The sequence below is a fragment of the Litoribacter ruber genome (assembly GCF_018500185.1).
In the GTDB taxonomy this organism is placed as follows: domain Bacteria; phylum Bacteroidota; class Bacteroidia; order Cytophagales; family Cyclobacteriaceae; genus Litoribacter; species Litoribacter ruber.
Genome location: NZ_JAHBGI010000002.1, coordinates 205,405 through 221,108, shown reverse-complemented (window position 1 = coordinate 221,108; position 15,704 = coordinate 205,405). Strand labels below are relative to the sequence as shown.

Here is a 15,704-nt window from a genome sequence, read left to right as displayed (position 1 = left end):
TTTGTGTTCTTCTTTTTCCATTGTGCCCTTCGTGCCCCATTTTTATTCTCCCAATCCTTATTTCCAACCTAAAATTCGCTAAATTTAATCGGTAAAAAGTGTTTTTAAGAAATAACTAATGAAAAAGCTATTAAGCATTCTTTGTGTCTGCCTCAGCGTGCCTGTTTTTGGGCAAATGAAAGCTGATGATGTGCAGACCTTCACCCTGGACAATGGGATGAAGTTTTTGGTGATTGAGGATGGTTCCATCCCCAATGCCAACATGTATTTATTCTATAAGGTAGGATCCCGAAATGAACACCCGGGGATTACAGGCCTCAGTCATTTCTTTGAGCACATGATGTTCAATGGAGCGGAGAAATATGGGCCAAAGGAATTTGACAGGGTGATGGAATACAATGGTGGGGCAAACAATGCCTACACCACCCAGGATGTGACTGTGTACACCAACTGGTTTCCAAACTCAGCCTTGGAGGTGATTTTTGACCTGGAGGCCGACAGGATCGGAAGTCTTTCGATTGATTCCGCCATGGTGGAAAGCGAAAGAGGAGTGGTGCTTTCGGAAAGAAGTACCGGCTTGGAAAACTCTCCATGGCGTGTGCTTGGAGAAGCGGTGAACAGTACCGCATTTCTAGAACATTCTTACAATTGGTCCGTGATAGGCTATGAATCTGATATCAAAAACTGGAAGAAGGAAGATTTGGAGGAGTATTTCAATACCTATTACGACCCCAGCAACTGTGTAATTGTAATTTCAGGCGATGTCAAATTTGACGAGGTAAAGCAGTTAGCCGAATCCTATATGGCTCCTATCCCCTCTACCCGCCAACCGAAACCCGTACACCTGGTAGAGCCTCCCCAAACCGGCGAGAGACGCATAACGGTACAAAAAGAAGTAAGCAGTCCTTATATGATTGTGGGTTATCATACCCCCAATACCCAACATGGGGATTTTTATGCCTTGGATATCCTTTCCTCCATTTTATCGAGAGGCAAAACTTCCAGACTCTACAGTGCACTCGTGGACCAAAAGCAATTGGCTACAGGGGTCTTCACCAACTTCGGGGAAAGCTTTGATCCTAATTTGTTTTCGGTATACGCTGTTGCCGCCAGGGAAGTGGATGAGGCGGATCTAGAAGAAGCTATTTATGAGGAAATCGAAAAAGTGAAGGCTGAGGGCATCAAAGAGGATGAGCTTCAAAAAATCAAAAACCAGAAGCTGATGGACTTTTATTCCCAGATAGAAACGATTAACGGAAAGTCCAATAATATTGGGACGTATGAGCTGTTTTTTGGAGATTATCGGAAAATGTTTGACGCTCCTGAAGAATACGAGAAGGTGACCATGGATGACATTCAGAGGGTGGCCAATGAGTACTTCAAAAAATCCAACAGAACTGTAGGTGTATTAAAAGCTAATGTTGAGGACTAATTTTATGAGAAAGTTTATAGATAGATTGATTATCCTTGTGCTGGCCTATTTTATAGTTATCCCATTCTCTATGGGTCAAACAGCAGGATTTCAGCTTCCCGAATACGAGAAATTCACTTTGAACAATGGGCTGACGGTTTATATGATGCAGCAGGCAGAGGTGCCGACCATTAGTTTTTCTGCTTTAATTCCTGCCGGAGCCATTCAGGATGGTGAAAACTCGGGAATCTCATTCCTAACGGCAGCTGCCTTGCAGTTCGGTACTGAAAATTACAGCAAATCTGAAATAGAGGAGGCCTTGGATTTCATAGGTGCAAATCTTAATTCCTCATCCACGAAAGAATATGCCCAGGTGTCAGCCCGGTTTGCAAGCAAGGATACGGAGACGGTTTTGCCGATAATCAAGGAGGTGATCACAGCCCCAAAATTTGATGCCGAAGAAGTGGAAAAGGAAAGAAAAAGGATGATTTCTAACTTGGAGCGTGACAGGGAAAGCCCTCGCTCGGTGATTAGTTCCTATTGGGAAAAGTTCCTTTTTGCCGACCATGCTTATGGCAACCCAGCCCGAGGCACTGTTTCTACGGTTGAGTCATTTACCGCTTCAGATTTAGAGTCATTTTACCAGCAACATTATGCCCCAGACAACTCAGCAATAGCTCTGGTTGGAGATTTTGATTTGGCAGAAATGAAAACCAAAATCGAAGAGATGTTTTCTTCATGGGAAAAAACAAGCGGCAACAACTCAGCAAACCTTAACGAACCTGAACTCGCCTTGGATTCCAGCCGCGTGATGCTAGTTAATAAAGGTGATGCCAGGGAGACCACTTTTCTCATAGGTGGGAAAGGCGTGAAAAGAGACAATCCTGACTATGTGGCCATTCAGGTGGTCAACACAGTTTTGGGAGGCAGGTTTACTTCTTGGCTCAATGATGAGTTGCGCGTGAATACCGGCTTGACTTATGGGGCCAATAGCCGGTTTACTCCCATGAAGTATGCTGGGACATTTGCCATTTCGACCTTCACAGCCACTGAAAATACAGAGGAAACTATCGATCGAGCCCTGCAGGTGTATGAAAGAATGCACAGCGAGGGCATCGATGAGGAAACGTTGACTTCTGCCAAAAACTATGTAAAGGGCCAATTTCCGCCAAATTATGAAACCTCCCGCCAATTGGCCGGGCTGTTGACCCAGATGTTTTGGTATGGCTTTGATGAGAATTATATCAATACTTTCCAAGCCAACGTGGAAGAACTGGATACCCAAAAAGCCCAACAGATCATTGAGCAGTATTTCCCAAAAGAGAATCTTCAGTTTCTGCTCATTGGCAAAAGTGAGGATATCAAGAGTATCGCGCAGAAATATGGTGAGGTAGTGGAAAAGGAAATAACCGAGGATGGTTTTTGAGTTTGATTAACCACAGAGAAAGAGAGTAGAGGAGTTTTTTTAAACCGCAAAGTTTTTGAAGGGGCGCGAAAGATAATAAAATCTCTTTGCGATTCTTTGGGAGCTTTGCGGTTATTTTTTTCTCCAGGTATTTTAAAACTAAATGTATTTGGATACTTATTATTTAATTCTTAGTTTCAATTTTCTAAAAACTTTAAGATATGAAAAAGCTATTGTATCCACTTTTGGGTCTTGTTGTGGCCTGTTCTGGGCATTCGGAAGATTCTAAAGATAATAACCAAGAGGTTAATTTGGTATTGAAAGACTCCCTTCAGATTGATCATTTGGGAGAGTTGGTTTTGATGGATATTGATCCTGATAACGACAAAATCTTATTTTTTGATTTTAAGACTAGAGATTTTATTATTTCTGACAAGCAGGGGAATAAGCTGAATACTTTCAATAAAACCGGCGATGGACCAGATAGTTTTGGAAATTTCCCAAACACACCCGGTAAATTCAATGAAAGGGGGAATTTTCAGTTGCTCTCTTATAATGGCATATTTGAGTACGACACTGATGGAAACCTTGTGAATAAAAACACCTTTGAACAGCCGATCAGTTATATGGGAAGAAGTACGGCTGAATGGGAATTTTATCAAGTAGCGGAAGATAGCATATTATCTGTAGGGCTTCAAGCTTGGAGCGAACACCCCAGAAACACACCGGAATATTATGACAATTTTAAACTTCTCAACTGGTTGGATGTAAAATCCATGACCAACACCCATTTTATGAGTTTGGAGGAGAACAGTCTTTTCAGGAATGGCAAAGGCCATGAGCTGCCAGATATGATCCCTGCTATGCACTATGAGGATGGGAAAATCTATATGGTAGTCGGTAAGGATGCCAGGCTAAATGTCTACGAAGCCAATCCACCGTATGCATTAATAAAATCCGCCGAGTTGGACTTGGAAGGTTTCCAGCAAGACCCTGGTGTTTCTTTTGGTGAATTAGACCCAAATGCGATCAAAGTCAATATGGAGACTGGAAGAATCAATAGCTTAAAAAAATACGGAGACTATCTGCTGCTCAGTTATTTGCCAGGTTTTAATGACGTAGATGCAGAGAGATTTCGCTCTGAAACAGACCCGAACAAGCAAGTTGCATTGTATGAGGAGTTGAAATCAAAGTACCCTGCCAGACTTAACATTATGAATACGGAATTGGAAACTCTAAAAAACATGGAGATGCCTGCCAATCTGAATAATAGGCAATTCATTGTAAGAAATGACCAACTCTGGTTTATGGGTGAGCCAAATGCAGAGGAAGAGGAGGATTTTTTTAGAGTGTATAGAGTTGAGGTTGAGTGAAATTAACCGCAAAGGTCGCTAAGTTGCGCAAAGTGAGTGTTTTTTTAAAAAAAACTCCATTAGTTCTTTGTGCAACTTTGAGGACTTTGCGGTTAATAAACATCACTCCAGCCTTTGCTGTTCTTCGGAGCTGCCGGAGCGGGAGCGGACGTTGAAGTTTTCTCCACGGTTAAATTTATATCGTAGCGTGAAGCGGATAGCCTGGTTGCTATTATACTGCTGTACCGAAGTGTCAATTTGATCGAACAACACATTCACCCTGAACACTTGGGTACGGAATACGTCAGTTGCATTCACCGTTAAGCTGATTTTATCATCTTTGAATGATTTAGTCACCCCGGCATCTACCCAACCCACGCCTCTGATTTTGGCTTGGCCTTCAAGAAAAGGTGAAAGGTACAAGCCCATGATTTCCATTTTGAAACCTTTTGGCAAGGTGATGTTATGCTGGGTTCTTACCATGCCAGACCACTGTTCCATATCCAGCATTTCATCCCCCAAAGGTGATTGGAACCGGTTGTAATACACCTGAAGCATATTGCTTGTGCTCCACCATTCGGTTAGCTCAAAGGGAAGGGTGAACCTCAAACTGAAATTATCCGCTCTATCCAAGTTCTGTACCTGAAATACCGACTCTCTGGTCTCCTCGTTTTGGGACATGATCTGATTGAAAGAGTTGGTGATCCGGCCATAGGCCAAAGTAATTTGATAGGCGTTCTTGATATTGTGGCTCATTTCAAAGTTTTGCGCATATTGGGGTTGAAGATTCGGATTTCCCCTTTCGGTGGTCAAAGGATCCACATAGAACACAAAAGGATTCAGAAGACGGTAATTGGGTCTGGTAATTCTTCTATTGTAGTTGTAAACAATATTATAATTCTCACTGACATTTTGCTTCAAGAATGCACTGGGGAACAAATCGAAATACCTTTGTTCATTTACTTGGTTTAAGGTTACCGAATTGCCCGTAATGTCGGAATGCTCCCCACGCAAGCCCGCTTGGTATTCGAACTTGTCGCTGAATTTGCCTTTATAATTAACATACCCCGCCAGCACATTTTCATTATATATAAACATGTTGCTGTTGGGATCAGGTCGCAGCGGTTCACCAGTCACTCCCCGTTGGATATCAAGGTTGTTATCTGATCTTACCCAGCTACCTTTAACCCCAGTTTCTATCACATTGCCGTTTTTAAAAGGTTTTGTAAAGTCAACTTTGGCTGTATATATGGTATAGAGCATATCGTTGTCCGTCCGGATCCTGTCAGATTCTTGATTCACCCGCTCATTGAGCCAGTAGGAATTATCCAAAAAGCCCAAGCTTCCTGTTTCCATTCTCGTGATATCGATGTCGGAGGTTATTTTGGTACCCAGGGTATCGAGATTTCCTATATAATGGAGGTTGGTGAAAATCCGCTGGCTGTTGGTTTCGTTGTTATTGACGGCTTCGAGGAAATTCAGGTCAGCCGTATTGGGATTGCTGATATTGGTAAGGGAAAGGCCACGGTCAGGCCCATCTGAACCTGAAGCCTGAATGCTCATCCCTACAGAATGCTTATCGTTGATTTGGTAATCAGCCCCGCCGTTGAAAAACAGGTTACGGCGACGGATATTGATGTTGGCCTCTTGGTCAAAATTGGAAAGCCCACCCTCGACTTGGAATCTTCTATAAATGTCCAAATCAATGATTCTTGCCCACTCATTGTAATTCAAGCTGGCATTGGTCGTCCATTTGCCAGATCTCACATTCACGGTGGCTCCAGTGAATGGGGTATTCAAGCCGTTATACTGGTGGCCTACCTGCACACTACCATTGACACCATTCATGGTGTTCTTTTTCAACCTAATATTAATAACCCCTCCGGATCCCTCTGCATCATATCGGGAGCTTGGGCTATTGATTACCTCTATGCTCTTGATGTTATCAGCCGGCATGGAGCGGAGAAAGTTGGCCAGGTCAGCCGCACTCATGTAGGTTTGGCGGTCATCGATCAGCACTATGACGCCAGAACGTCCGTTGAGGTTAATGTTTCCATCGCTGTCTACGTACACTCCAGGAGAGCGGCCTATTACATCCAAGGCTGTGCTACCTTCGGCCATCACCGTTCCTTCCACATTTACGATTGTTTTATCAGCTTGAATAATCACCTCCGGTCTCGAGGACCTAACGGTCACCTCACCCAGATCAGCGGTTTCTTCTTGTAGGACTATTTTGCCAAAATCTCTGGATTCATCATTTTCCACTTCAAAAGGATCCGAAAGGAAAGGCTGAAAACCAATTGAGGTGACCTTTAATTGAAAGGTTCCTTTTTGGGAGGTGGAAAAGTCAAACTTTCCGTTGTCTTCCGAAACGGTACCAGTTATCAATTTTTCGGACTCCACTTCGACTAAAGCCACGTTGGCAAAAGGGAGAGCTACTCCCTGAGAATCCATGACCTGACCGGAGATTTGGGTTTTTATCTTGGCTTCCCCAAGGATGGGGTTGATGAAAAACACCATGTAAAATATAAAAATAGTAGAGGCTTTCATAACAAATAAGATTAAGGTGGATATCCATACTAATCGAAAACATGTGCCGAACAGAAAAAACCTTAATTGGATGCAATAGGGGCACCTTATGCAAAAAACTCTGTACGCGGGCGAACACTATAAGTGGAAATGTCGGACACTTTTTGAATGCCATTTATCCTGCTAAAGAACCGAGCTTCATGTTTTGGTGAGGGTTATAAAAGGAGGGGAGAGTAGGAGAGGGGAAAAGTGGTAAATTAGAAATCTATGTAGAAATAAATTGGGCACAAAGTCGCACAAAGGTAAAAAGGAGGGACACAAAGTTTCTTCGCGGAGCAATTTCATAAGCTTTAAACTTTAAACCGTAAACTATAAAAAAATGGGTCACAAAGTCCCACGAAGTAAAAAGAAGGGCACAAAGTTTCTTCACGGAGCACTTTCAAATCATAAGCCTTAAACTTTAAACCATAAACAATAAAGAAATAGGTCACAAAGGTCACAAGGAGGCGCACAAAGTTAAAAAGAAGGGCACATAGCTCCTTCGCGGAAGGAAATGGAATACGTAATAAATTAATTTAAGAATATATGAAACGCTTTTTAATATTATTAGCCGCCATGGTCACTCTTGAAGGTTATTCCCAAACGGGGGTGTTGCCTGAGGTGGGAGATTCGGTGCGGACGGTGACGATTTCAAGGCCAGTGCAGAAGCAGTGGCGGGGAGAGTTTGAGTTTGAGAAAATGGGGGTAACGGTAAGCAATGATTTTCCTATGGGAAGTCTGAATGGGTTGTTTCAGGAAAATGACAGCACCCTGGTGGCCCTGATCACTGCTGAAAATACCCCAATCAATGAAAGTCCCTGGTATGCTTTTCAGATTTGGGCAGAGGAAGAAAAGGAGATTTATTTAAGGTTAACCTATCAAGCTGGTAGCAAGCACCGATATTATCCCAAAATAAGCTATGATGGGGTTTCCTGGGCCCCGTTGGACTCAGCCAACTTTATGGTGCCTGATAGCCTGAAAAACTTCAATTTCCGCAACAGGCCAGAGGCGGCCACTTTGAAACTTGCCGTCTCCCCTGATACCTTATGGGTAGCAGGACAGGAGATCCATGATTCCAAAAGGGTCCATTCATGGGCTGAGCAGATAAGTTCCAAGCCTTTTGTGAGTATGGAAAAGATTGGAGAAAGCCTTGAAAAGCGGGAAATAAATGCTTTAACTATTGGAAATCCTGACAAGGATAAAATGGTGATGGTAATTGCCCGTCAACATCCTCCCGAGGTGACTGGTCAATTGGCCATGCAGTCATTTGTCGAAACCTTGGTAGGGGATAGTGATTTGGCAGAGCAGTTTAGGGAAAAGTTTACCGTGTTGGTAGTACCCATGGTCAATCCCGATGGAGTGGACAATGGCCACTGGCGCCATAATATGCATGGGGTGGATTTAAACAGGGATTGGGCAGACTATTACCAACCGGAAACCAGAGCCGTAAGGGATTTCATGCATAAAAAGGCAGAGGAGAACAATGGGACTTTCTATTTTGGCATTGATTTCCATTCCACATGGGATGATATATATTATACAGTAGGAGAGGATTACCAGAGCGGAAATATTCCTGGTATGGTAGGGGAGTGGTTGGAAAACATTCAATCGGCTATTCCCGGGTATGAGCCCAACATTGCACCCAACAACAAAATGGAACCCACGCTGGTGTCAAGAAACTATTTTTATATGACTTTTGGAGCTGAATCACTCGTGTATGAAATAGGAGACAACACTCCAAGGGATTTTCTGGATGAGAAAAGCAAAGTTGCCGCTGAGGAAATGATGAAATTGTTGATTAATAAAGTGAAATAGAAAGGTCTTAGCATACTTTTATAAAAAAATTAATTAAGTTTAAGTAATCAATTAAAAAACTTATGAATGGATTGAAGTTTTTTCTAGTCATGTCCTGCATTTGCCTGGTGGGATTTATTGGGTTGCCTTTAGAAAGAAAGCAGGCGAAGTTAAGTGAGCACAGTATCATTCCAAAACCATTAGAGGTAGTGGATAGGGAAGGTTCATTTGCCTTTAAAGATGGAATGGGCTACCAAATTGATGGTGACACAGATGATTTGGAGTATGGCATTGAGTTTTTCACAAAATTTGTAAAAAAATCAACCGGGATAGAATTAGTCCAGAAGGATAATGCGGAAATAAACATAGCCATCGATGGATCAAAAGAGCCGGAAAGTTATTCCATCGAAATTACTCCAGCTGGGATCGTCATCAGTGCAGGAGCTGGCCAGGGAGCGTTTTATGCATTTCAGACTATAAGACAGCTCATGCCAGCAGAAGCTGAAAAGGGAAAAACAGCAGATATAGCCATTCCGGCAGGAAAAATCACCGACAAACCTGAGTATGGCTACAGGGGGGTGATGCTGGATGTATCTAGGCACTTTTTCCCTGTGGAAGATGTCAAAAGCCTAATCGATCAAGTTGCCAAATACAAGGTCAATAAATTGCATTTGCACCTTTCCGATGACCAGGGCTGGAGAATTGAAATCAAATCATGGCCAAACCTAACCAATATCGGTGGAAGTACCCAAGTGGGAGGGGGCAAAGGGGGATTTTATACCCAAGAAGATTATAAAGACATCATAGCCTATGCAGCCTCCAGATATATTACCGTAATCCCTGAAATAGATATGCCGGGTCATACTAATGCGGTTTTGGCTTCATACGGCCAGTTTAATCCAGGGATAGAACTTCCTGAAGAAAACAGGCTAGCTGTTGACAGAAAAGCTCTGGGAGTAGATGGAGAGGATGAAAGTGCCACCGATTTGTACACGGGCATTAAAGTAGGTTTCAGTACCTTAGACACTAAAAAGGAGATCACTTACCAATTTATCGAGGATGTGATCCGTGAAATCGCCGAAATTACCCCTGGCCCATATTTCCATATTGGGGGAGACGAATCGTTGGTGACGGAACTCAACGATTATAAACCCTTTATCGAAAGAGCCCAAGCCATAGTGACCAAATATGGCAAGACAAGTATAGGTTGGGATGAAATAGCCCATGCACAGCTTGAGGATAACACAATAGCACAATTTTGGGCGAAGGAAAAAAACATTAAGCTGGCGGCTGATCAGGGAAACAAGATCATCATGTCCCCATCCAAGCATATTTATTTGGACATGAAGTATGATTCCACCACCCGAATCGGCCACACTTGGGCAGGCCTCATCGAGATAGACCAGGCCTACAATTGGGAACCTACCGAACTGGTAGAGGGAGTAGGCAAAGAGCTAATATTAGGAGTGGAAGCGCCCCTTTGGACGGAAAGTGTGGAAAACCGCCAAGATATTGAGTTCATGGTATTCCCTCGCATTACCGCCCTTGCCGAAATAGGTTGGACGCCCCAGGGGCACAGAAGCTTTGAAGATTACAAGCAAAGGCTAAAGAAGCACACCGCTAGATGGGATAAGATGGGTATGAATTATTATAGGTCGCCTAAGCTCGATTAGAAATGCATAAACAAAAAGGGGGTGTCCATATTGGGCGCCCCCTTTTTGTTTATCAAATCCGACCGTTTATCAATTTTCTAGCTTTGACATTTGGCCTTAACTTTTAAAGGACTAAATTTAAAGGTTTAACATCAAGATAACTTACTGATAAAGAATATAGCTGGTAGCTAAAGTAATTTATGATTCAATCAACGCTGGACAAGGGTATGTGGGAAGAGCTTCGCAAAGGGAAGCAGAGGGCGTTGAAAGACATCTATGAAAAATACTTTGAAGATCTTTACCATTATGGATGCTGTATGTGCCATGATTCCAGCCTAGTGGAAGATGGGATTCAAGATGTGTTCATTGACTTATTCCATTACAGGAGTAAAATTTCTCCCCCTTCTAACCCCAAAGCTTATCTAATTTCGTGTCTACGCAGAAAATTACTTTCAAACCTTAAGAAGAGCAGGCTTTTTAGTCTGAAGCCGGATGCTACCGATTTTTTGATTGAGGAAAGCTTGGAGAAGAACCTAATTTCCCAAGAAACCGATCAGCGGATCTTACTGAAGCTAAAAATGGCTTTGAAAAAGCTTACCCCGAGACAAAAGGAAATCATTTTTTTGAAGTTTGTCAAAGACATGGATTATGAAGCCATTTCCGAAATTCTGGACATGTCCCCGGCTTCTTGTAGAACCCTGATGTATAGAACTGCAAAATGCCTAAAGGAAGAATTGAACGACCTTCAAATTCTTCAAAATCCCTCATTACAAAAAAGTACATTTACCCAAGTTCTACGTACTTTCCTTCCGGTTTTATTCTAAGGAAAAAATTTTTTTTGAAATTAATCTTATAATCTTGTCTATACCTCCAGCTATTGCATCTCTTTATAAACAAGAGTAAAACAATAGAGGATGCGGGAAAAGATTCCAAATGATGGTTCTGGGAATGCCGAAAGGTTTTTAAAGAAATTCCAAAGAGAATTTAAGGTAATATTTAGTCAGAAGAAAATTTCAACTGAGCGGAAGGATCGTCTTTGGCAGAATATTGACCAAGAAATAAATCAACCGTTTATTTCTAAGAGCAACTACCTACCACTGGGTTTAGCAGCTTCACTCAGTTTCCTCCTTGTCTTTTTTACATATCAGTTTCTAATTAGCCAATCTGATCAGATGGAGGATCTGGCAGCAAGGGCTGATATGAGTTCTGTGACTGAAACCCAATTGATTTTGTCGGAAGATGAAACTTTACTTTTAGAAAATGATGATTCCGATATCGATTATTCAAAGAAAGGAGAAATCAATATTGATCGGAAAGCAAAAGCGGCTGCCTCCAGTGAGTACAATACATTAATTGTGCCCTATGGCAAGAAAAGCCGCCTTACTTTGGAAGACGGCACCAAAGTTTGGGTTAACTCAGGCTCCAAACTTATATATCCTGTTTCCTTCAATGATAAAGAAAGAAAGCTGTTTGTGGAAGGGGAGGCGTTTTTTGAAGTAGCCAAGGACGAAAAAAGACCTTTTACGGTGCAAAGCAAAAATATGGATTTGCGTGTGTTGGGTACTGCTTTCAATATTTCCTCTTATCCAGATGAGTCTACAGTTTCTGCAGTTTTGGTCAGTGGCAGTGTAGAAATCCATACAGGCAAAAAGGCCATTTTCAAAGGAAAAGGACATATGCTTAAACCCAACGACAGGGCGGTTTTTGGTCCTGCTACCGGAGAAGTAAAGATTAAGCCGGTAGACACAGAATACTATGTAGCTTGGAAAGACGGCTATATCAAATTACGAAATACCAATCTTAAAACCATCAGCAAAAGATTGGAGAAATTTTACAATGTCAAAATAGAACTTGTAGACCCTTCCATTAACGAAGAAACCTTCACAGGGAAACTCGATTTAAAGCAAGATTTAGAGGAGGTTCTAGATATCCTTACTGCCACAACATCATTAAAATATTCAAAAAATGAAAGGAGGTACTTATTGATGAAATGATCATTTCCTTTAAAAAAAAGCATACGGAATGTGCGCCAACACATCCCGTATACCGCCTGAGTGGTACTACCAATACCCCTTGAGGCACATTAACTTATGTAAACCAAAAGTCAATACAAAAGTATGAAAAAAATCTATTCTAAACCCTACCCGATTGGGGTGGGGGCTAAAGTCTTTTTATGTATGAAACTGACTTTCATTTTCCTTTTCGTAGGCATTTTTGGAGTAGCCGCCGAAAGCTATTCCCAAAACAACCGTGTTAGCCTACAACTTAAAGACGGTTCCCTATTTGATTTGTTCGGTAAAATAGAGGAAAACAGTGACTTTTTGGTCCTGTACAAGGATGAGGTAATCCGTAAAAACCAAGGTAAGAAAATCAACGTATCTGCCGAAGACCGAGAAATTGAATCTATTCTCCAGGATGTGTTGAAGGAAACTTCTCTAGGCTACAAAATTTCAGGCCGCCAAATAGCTATTTTGGAAAAGGAGGAAACTTCAGTCTCCCCAGCTAAACAACCCAAAAGCCAAACAATTAAGCAAAACCAGACCATTAGCGGGGTAATCACAGATGAAAATGGAGAACCATTACCTGGGGTTTCCATTATGGTGAGAAGGACTACAACGGGTACCACTACAGATATGGACGGGGAGTTTTCCCTAGACGTGCCAGAAGATGCCACGCTTGTAATCAGATTTATGGGTTATAGAACTGAAGAAGTAAGGGTGGGCAACCAAACTGAGTTCAATATTTCCATGACTCCCGATGTCTCTGACCTTTCGGAAGTGGTAATCACCGGTTATGGAGTGCAGGAAAAAAGAGCTATTACCGGTTCCATGGTTCAAGTGAGCGGAGCAGAGATTGAAAACATGCCCGTGCAGTCATTTGACAAAGCGCTGCAAGGTAGAGCTGCTGGGGTCTTGGTACAGTCCTCATCTGGTGTACCAGGTGGTCAAGTGAATATCAATATCCGTGGCCAGGGTTCAATCACTGCTGGAAACCAGCCTTTGTACATTGTAGATGGTGTTCAAATCAATGCTGAAAGCGTTAACACTAACCGAACGGAAAACAATCCTTTATCATTTCTAAATCCCAATGACATTGAGTCAATGGAGATCTTAAAGGATGCAGCAGCAGCTTCTATTTATGGGGCCCAGGCAGCAAATGGTGTGGTGCTGATTACAACCAAAAAAGGTACAGCAGGCAAAACCAGGTTCACCCTTAACTACTACAAAGGTGTAACTGAGCCCATGCCAAAGGTAGATATGATGAACTCTCAGCAATATCTGAACTCTAGGATGGAGGCTATTGGAAATAGATTCCCCGACAGATCCCCAGAAACCGTTCGAAGAGGGGTACTTACTGAATCTCGACTTTCTCCTGATCTTACAGATGCCCAGATTGCTGGCTTGCCTACATATGACTGGCAGGATATCGGTTTTAAAACCGGCATAGTAGATAACATTGAATTGTCAGCCTCCGGAGGAAATGACAAGACAAATTTCATCATGTCTGGATCCTATAACAATCATGAAGGAAATGTTGTAGGGATTGATTTTGAAAGAGCGACGGCTCGTATGGGTATCACACATAGGGCTAATGATCGGCTTACCTTAGACATGAATATGAATTTGAGTTCAATTGTGCAAAATGGTAACGATGGTGTAGGTACCACAGGTTTGTTTGCCGCGCCTCAATTTGCCTCTCCGATGATTATTCCAACTGAGCCTTTTTATTTGGAAGACGGTTCGTGGAATGCACCTCTAGGTGGACTTCCAGGTACTTTAAGATACAATCCTGTTCAGACGGCTTTATATAATACGGCTAGATCAGAAAGTAAATCTGCTATCGGTAATTTCAGCCTGAGCTACGATATCTTGGATAACTTGACCTTCAAGTCATTCTACGGTATTGACTTTAGATTGGTGTCTTCAGAGTTTTATATCGATCCTAGAACTGAAGGCGGTTACGGAAGACAAGGATTTCTGCAAATCGAAAACATGCAGAATACAAATTTTATCACCAACCAGACTTTAAACTATAATACCTCATTTGATGGCGGACATTCCTTGACAGTCCTTTTGGGTGCTGAATACAGAAGTGACATCAGAGAAAGAGAAGGAGCAACTGCCGAGGGGTTCCCAACTCATCAGTTTAGAAAAATGTCATCTGCGTCTACTCCTTTGACCGCATTTGGTACTTGGACAGGTTTCAGAAGATTTGGTGTGTTTACACAGGCGAACTATGATTATCAGAAGAAATTCTTCTTGAGTGGTACAATGAGATACGATGGGTCTTCAAGGTTTGGTACCAACAACAAATTTGGTTTCTTCCCTGCAGTATCGGCAGGATGGGACATGTCCCAAGAAGGGTTTTTGCAGGATAACACTTGGCTAGATCAATTGAAAGTAAGGGCTGGTTATGGTGAAACCGGTAATGATCAAGTAGGAAACTTTGCAGCTAGAGGCCTGTATGGTGGTGCTGGTAACTATGGTGGCAACCCTGGTATCCAACCAAGTGGAGTTGCCAATGTCGATCTTGGCTGGGAACGAAATGTTTCATCCAACATTGGTATTGACTACTCATTTTTTGAAAGAAGGCTGTATGGTGCAGTAGATGTGTTCCACAGAACAAGTTCCAACCTTCTCTTAGACCAACCCCTTCCGTGGATTGGAGGATATGGAAATATCAGCTCCAACATTGGCGAGGTGGTCAACAGAGGTATTGAAATCGAAGTTGCCTCGGACATTGTGAGACGCCAAAATTTCCTATGGAAATCTGCCTTCAACATCACCTTCTTGGACAACAAAGTGACCCAGCTAGTGGATGATCAGCAGGTTCTTCCCGGCAACCAGTCTATACGTGTGGGCCATCCTTTGAGGACAAATTTTGAAGCTCAATATGCAGGTGTCAATTCAGCGACCGGTCGTCCGATGTGGTATGACGCAGAGGGTAACATCACGTATAACCCACTCAACCCTGGCGATTATGCGGTATTTGGCAATGAGCTATCGGATTATTTTGGAGGATGGAGTAATAACTTCACCTACAAAGGATTCAATCTTGACATATTCTTTACCTATGACATGGGAAGAGAATTCTATAATCAGGCTAATGTAGGTTGGTATAGAAACGGATTTAACATCCGAAATTCCTTGACAAGGGTATATGAGGAAAGATGGCAGGAACCTGGCCAGATCACTCCTCACCCAAGACCCATGGAAGGTGGTGCTGAAGTAAACGGGGATAGCTATATCAGAAGATCGAGCAGATTCTTGGAAGATGCTTCTTTTATCAGATTAAAGCAAGTGACCTTGGGTTACGATATCAGCCCGCAGTTTCTTAGCCGATTTGGGTTGACCAATGCGCGCGTATATGCCCAAGCTATGAACCTCTTGACATGGACCGAATGGACAGGATATGATCCTGAGTTTTATTCTGACGGCAGCACATTTACCAACAATCAAGGTGTAGTGCCTCAAACCCGTAGTTATACTTTTGGTGTACAGTTAGGATTTTAAAATAAGAAA

At 42.4% G+C, this 15,704-nt stretch carries 9 protein-coding genes; 8 read left to right on the top strand and 1 reads right to left on the bottom strand.

Annotated features, from left to right (window positions below; all coding sequences use genetic code 11):
• The first annotated feature begins 118 nt into the window (after window positions 1–118).
• The 3 genes from KIH41_RS03285 (at window position 119) to KIH41_RS03275 (ending at window position 4,189) form a co-directional block, all read left to right on the top strand.
• Entirely contained in the window at window positions 119–1,432 is a 1,314-nt protein-coding gene (locus KIH41_RS03285; RefSeq protein WP_214161491.1) for a M16 family metallopeptidase, read from the top strand.
• Between the two features lie 4 nt (window positions 1,433–1,436).
• Window positions 1,437–2,837 (top strand): M16 family metallopeptidase, encoded by a 1,401-nt coding sequence (locus KIH41_RS03280; RefSeq protein ID WP_213945400.1) that lies wholly within the window; start codon window positions 1,437–1,439, stop codon window positions 2,835–2,837.
• Window positions 2,838–3,037: 200 nt separating this feature from the next.
• Complete coding sequence (locus KIH41_RS03275; protein ID WP_213945401.1) at window positions 3,038–4,189, top strand: hypothetical protein; 1,152 nt, start codon at window positions 3,038–3,040, stop codon at window positions 4,187–4,189.
• 102 nt (window positions 4,190–4,291) lie between these two features.
• Here the strand turns inward: KIH41_RS03275 and KIH41_RS03270 are convergent, their stop codons facing one another.
• Entirely contained in the window at window positions 4,292–6,718 is a 2,427-nt protein-coding gene (locus KIH41_RS03270; protein ID WP_214161490.1) for an outer membrane beta-barrel protein, read from the bottom strand.
• A gap of 564 nt (window positions 6,719–7,282) precedes the next feature.
• Between KIH41_RS03270 and KIH41_RS03265 the strand changes: the two genes are divergently transcribed.
• The 5 genes from KIH41_RS03265 to KIH41_RS03245 all read left to right on the top strand — a co-directional run bounded on the left by KIH41_RS03265 (window position 7,283) and on the right by KIH41_RS03245 (window position 15,695).
• Entirely contained in the window at window positions 7,283–8,551 is a 1,269-nt protein-coding gene (locus tag KIH41_RS03265) for a M14 family metallopeptidase (protein ID WP_213945403.1), read from the top strand.
• Between the two features lie 62 nt (window positions 8,552–8,613).
• Window positions 8,614–10,203, top strand: a complete 1,590-nt coding sequence (locus KIH41_RS03260) for a beta-N-acetylhexosaminidase (protein ID WP_246538926.1) — start codon at window positions 8,614–8,616, stop codon at window positions 10,201–10,203.
• A 179-nt stretch (window positions 10,204–10,382) separates the two neighbouring features.
• Window positions 10,383–11,006 (top strand): RNA polymerase sigma factor, encoded by a 624-nt coding sequence (locus KIH41_RS03255; RefSeq protein WP_214161489.1) that lies wholly within the window; start codon window positions 10,383–10,385, stop codon window positions 11,004–11,006.
• A 90-nt stretch (window positions 11,007–11,096) separates the two neighbouring features.
• On the top strand, window positions 11,097–12,176 hold the full coding sequence (locus KIH41_RS03250) for a FecR family protein (RefSeq protein WP_214161488.1): 1,080 nt from the start codon (window positions 11,097–11,099) through the stop codon (window positions 12,174–12,176).
• Between the two features lie 183 nt (window positions 12,177–12,359).
• A complete protein-coding gene (locus KIH41_RS03245) occupies window positions 12,360–15,695 on the top strand; it encodes a TonB-dependent receptor (RefSeq protein ID WP_214161487.1) in 3,336 nt (1,111 codons plus the stop codon).
• Window positions 15,696–15,704 lie beyond the last annotated feature (9 nt).

What these genes read in the sequence shown, in the direction of transcription:
- KIH41_RS03270 (WP_214161490.1), bottom strand. Translation starts at nt 6,718, where the DNA reads ATGAAAGCCTCTACTATTTTTATATTTTACATGGTGTTTTTCATCAAC.
- KIH41_RS03255 (WP_214161489.1), top strand. Translation starts at nt 10,383, where the DNA reads ATGATTCAATCAACGCTGGACAAGGGTATGTGGGAAGAGCTTCGCAAA.
- KIH41_RS03285 (WP_214161491.1), top strand. Translation starts at nt 119, where the DNA reads ATGAAAAAGCTATTAAGCATTCTTTGTGTCTGCCTCAGCGTGCCTGTT.
- KIH41_RS03245 (WP_214161487.1), top strand. Translation starts at nt 12,360, where the DNA reads ATGAAACTGACTTTCATTTTCCTTTTCGTAGGCATTTTTGGAGTAGCC.
- KIH41_RS03275 (WP_213945401.1), top strand. Translation starts at nt 3,038, where the DNA reads ATGAAAAAGCTATTGTATCCACTTTTGGGTCTTGTTGTGGCCTGTTCT.
- KIH41_RS03260 (WP_246538926.1), top strand. Translation starts at nt 8,614, where the DNA reads ATGAATGGATTGAAGTTTTTTCTAGTCATGTCCTGCATTTGCCTGGTG.
- KIH41_RS03280 (WP_213945400.1), top strand. Translation starts at nt 1,437, where the DNA reads ATGAGAAAGTTTATAGATAGATTGATTATCCTTGTGCTGGCCTATTTT.
- KIH41_RS03265 (WP_213945403.1), top strand. Translation starts at nt 7,283, where the DNA reads ATGAAACGCTTTTTAATATTATTAGCCGCCATGGTCACTCTTGAAGGT.
- KIH41_RS03250 (WP_214161488.1), top strand. Translation starts at nt 11,097, where the DNA reads ATGCGGGAAAAGATTCCAAATGATGGTTCTGGGAATGCCGAAAGGTTT.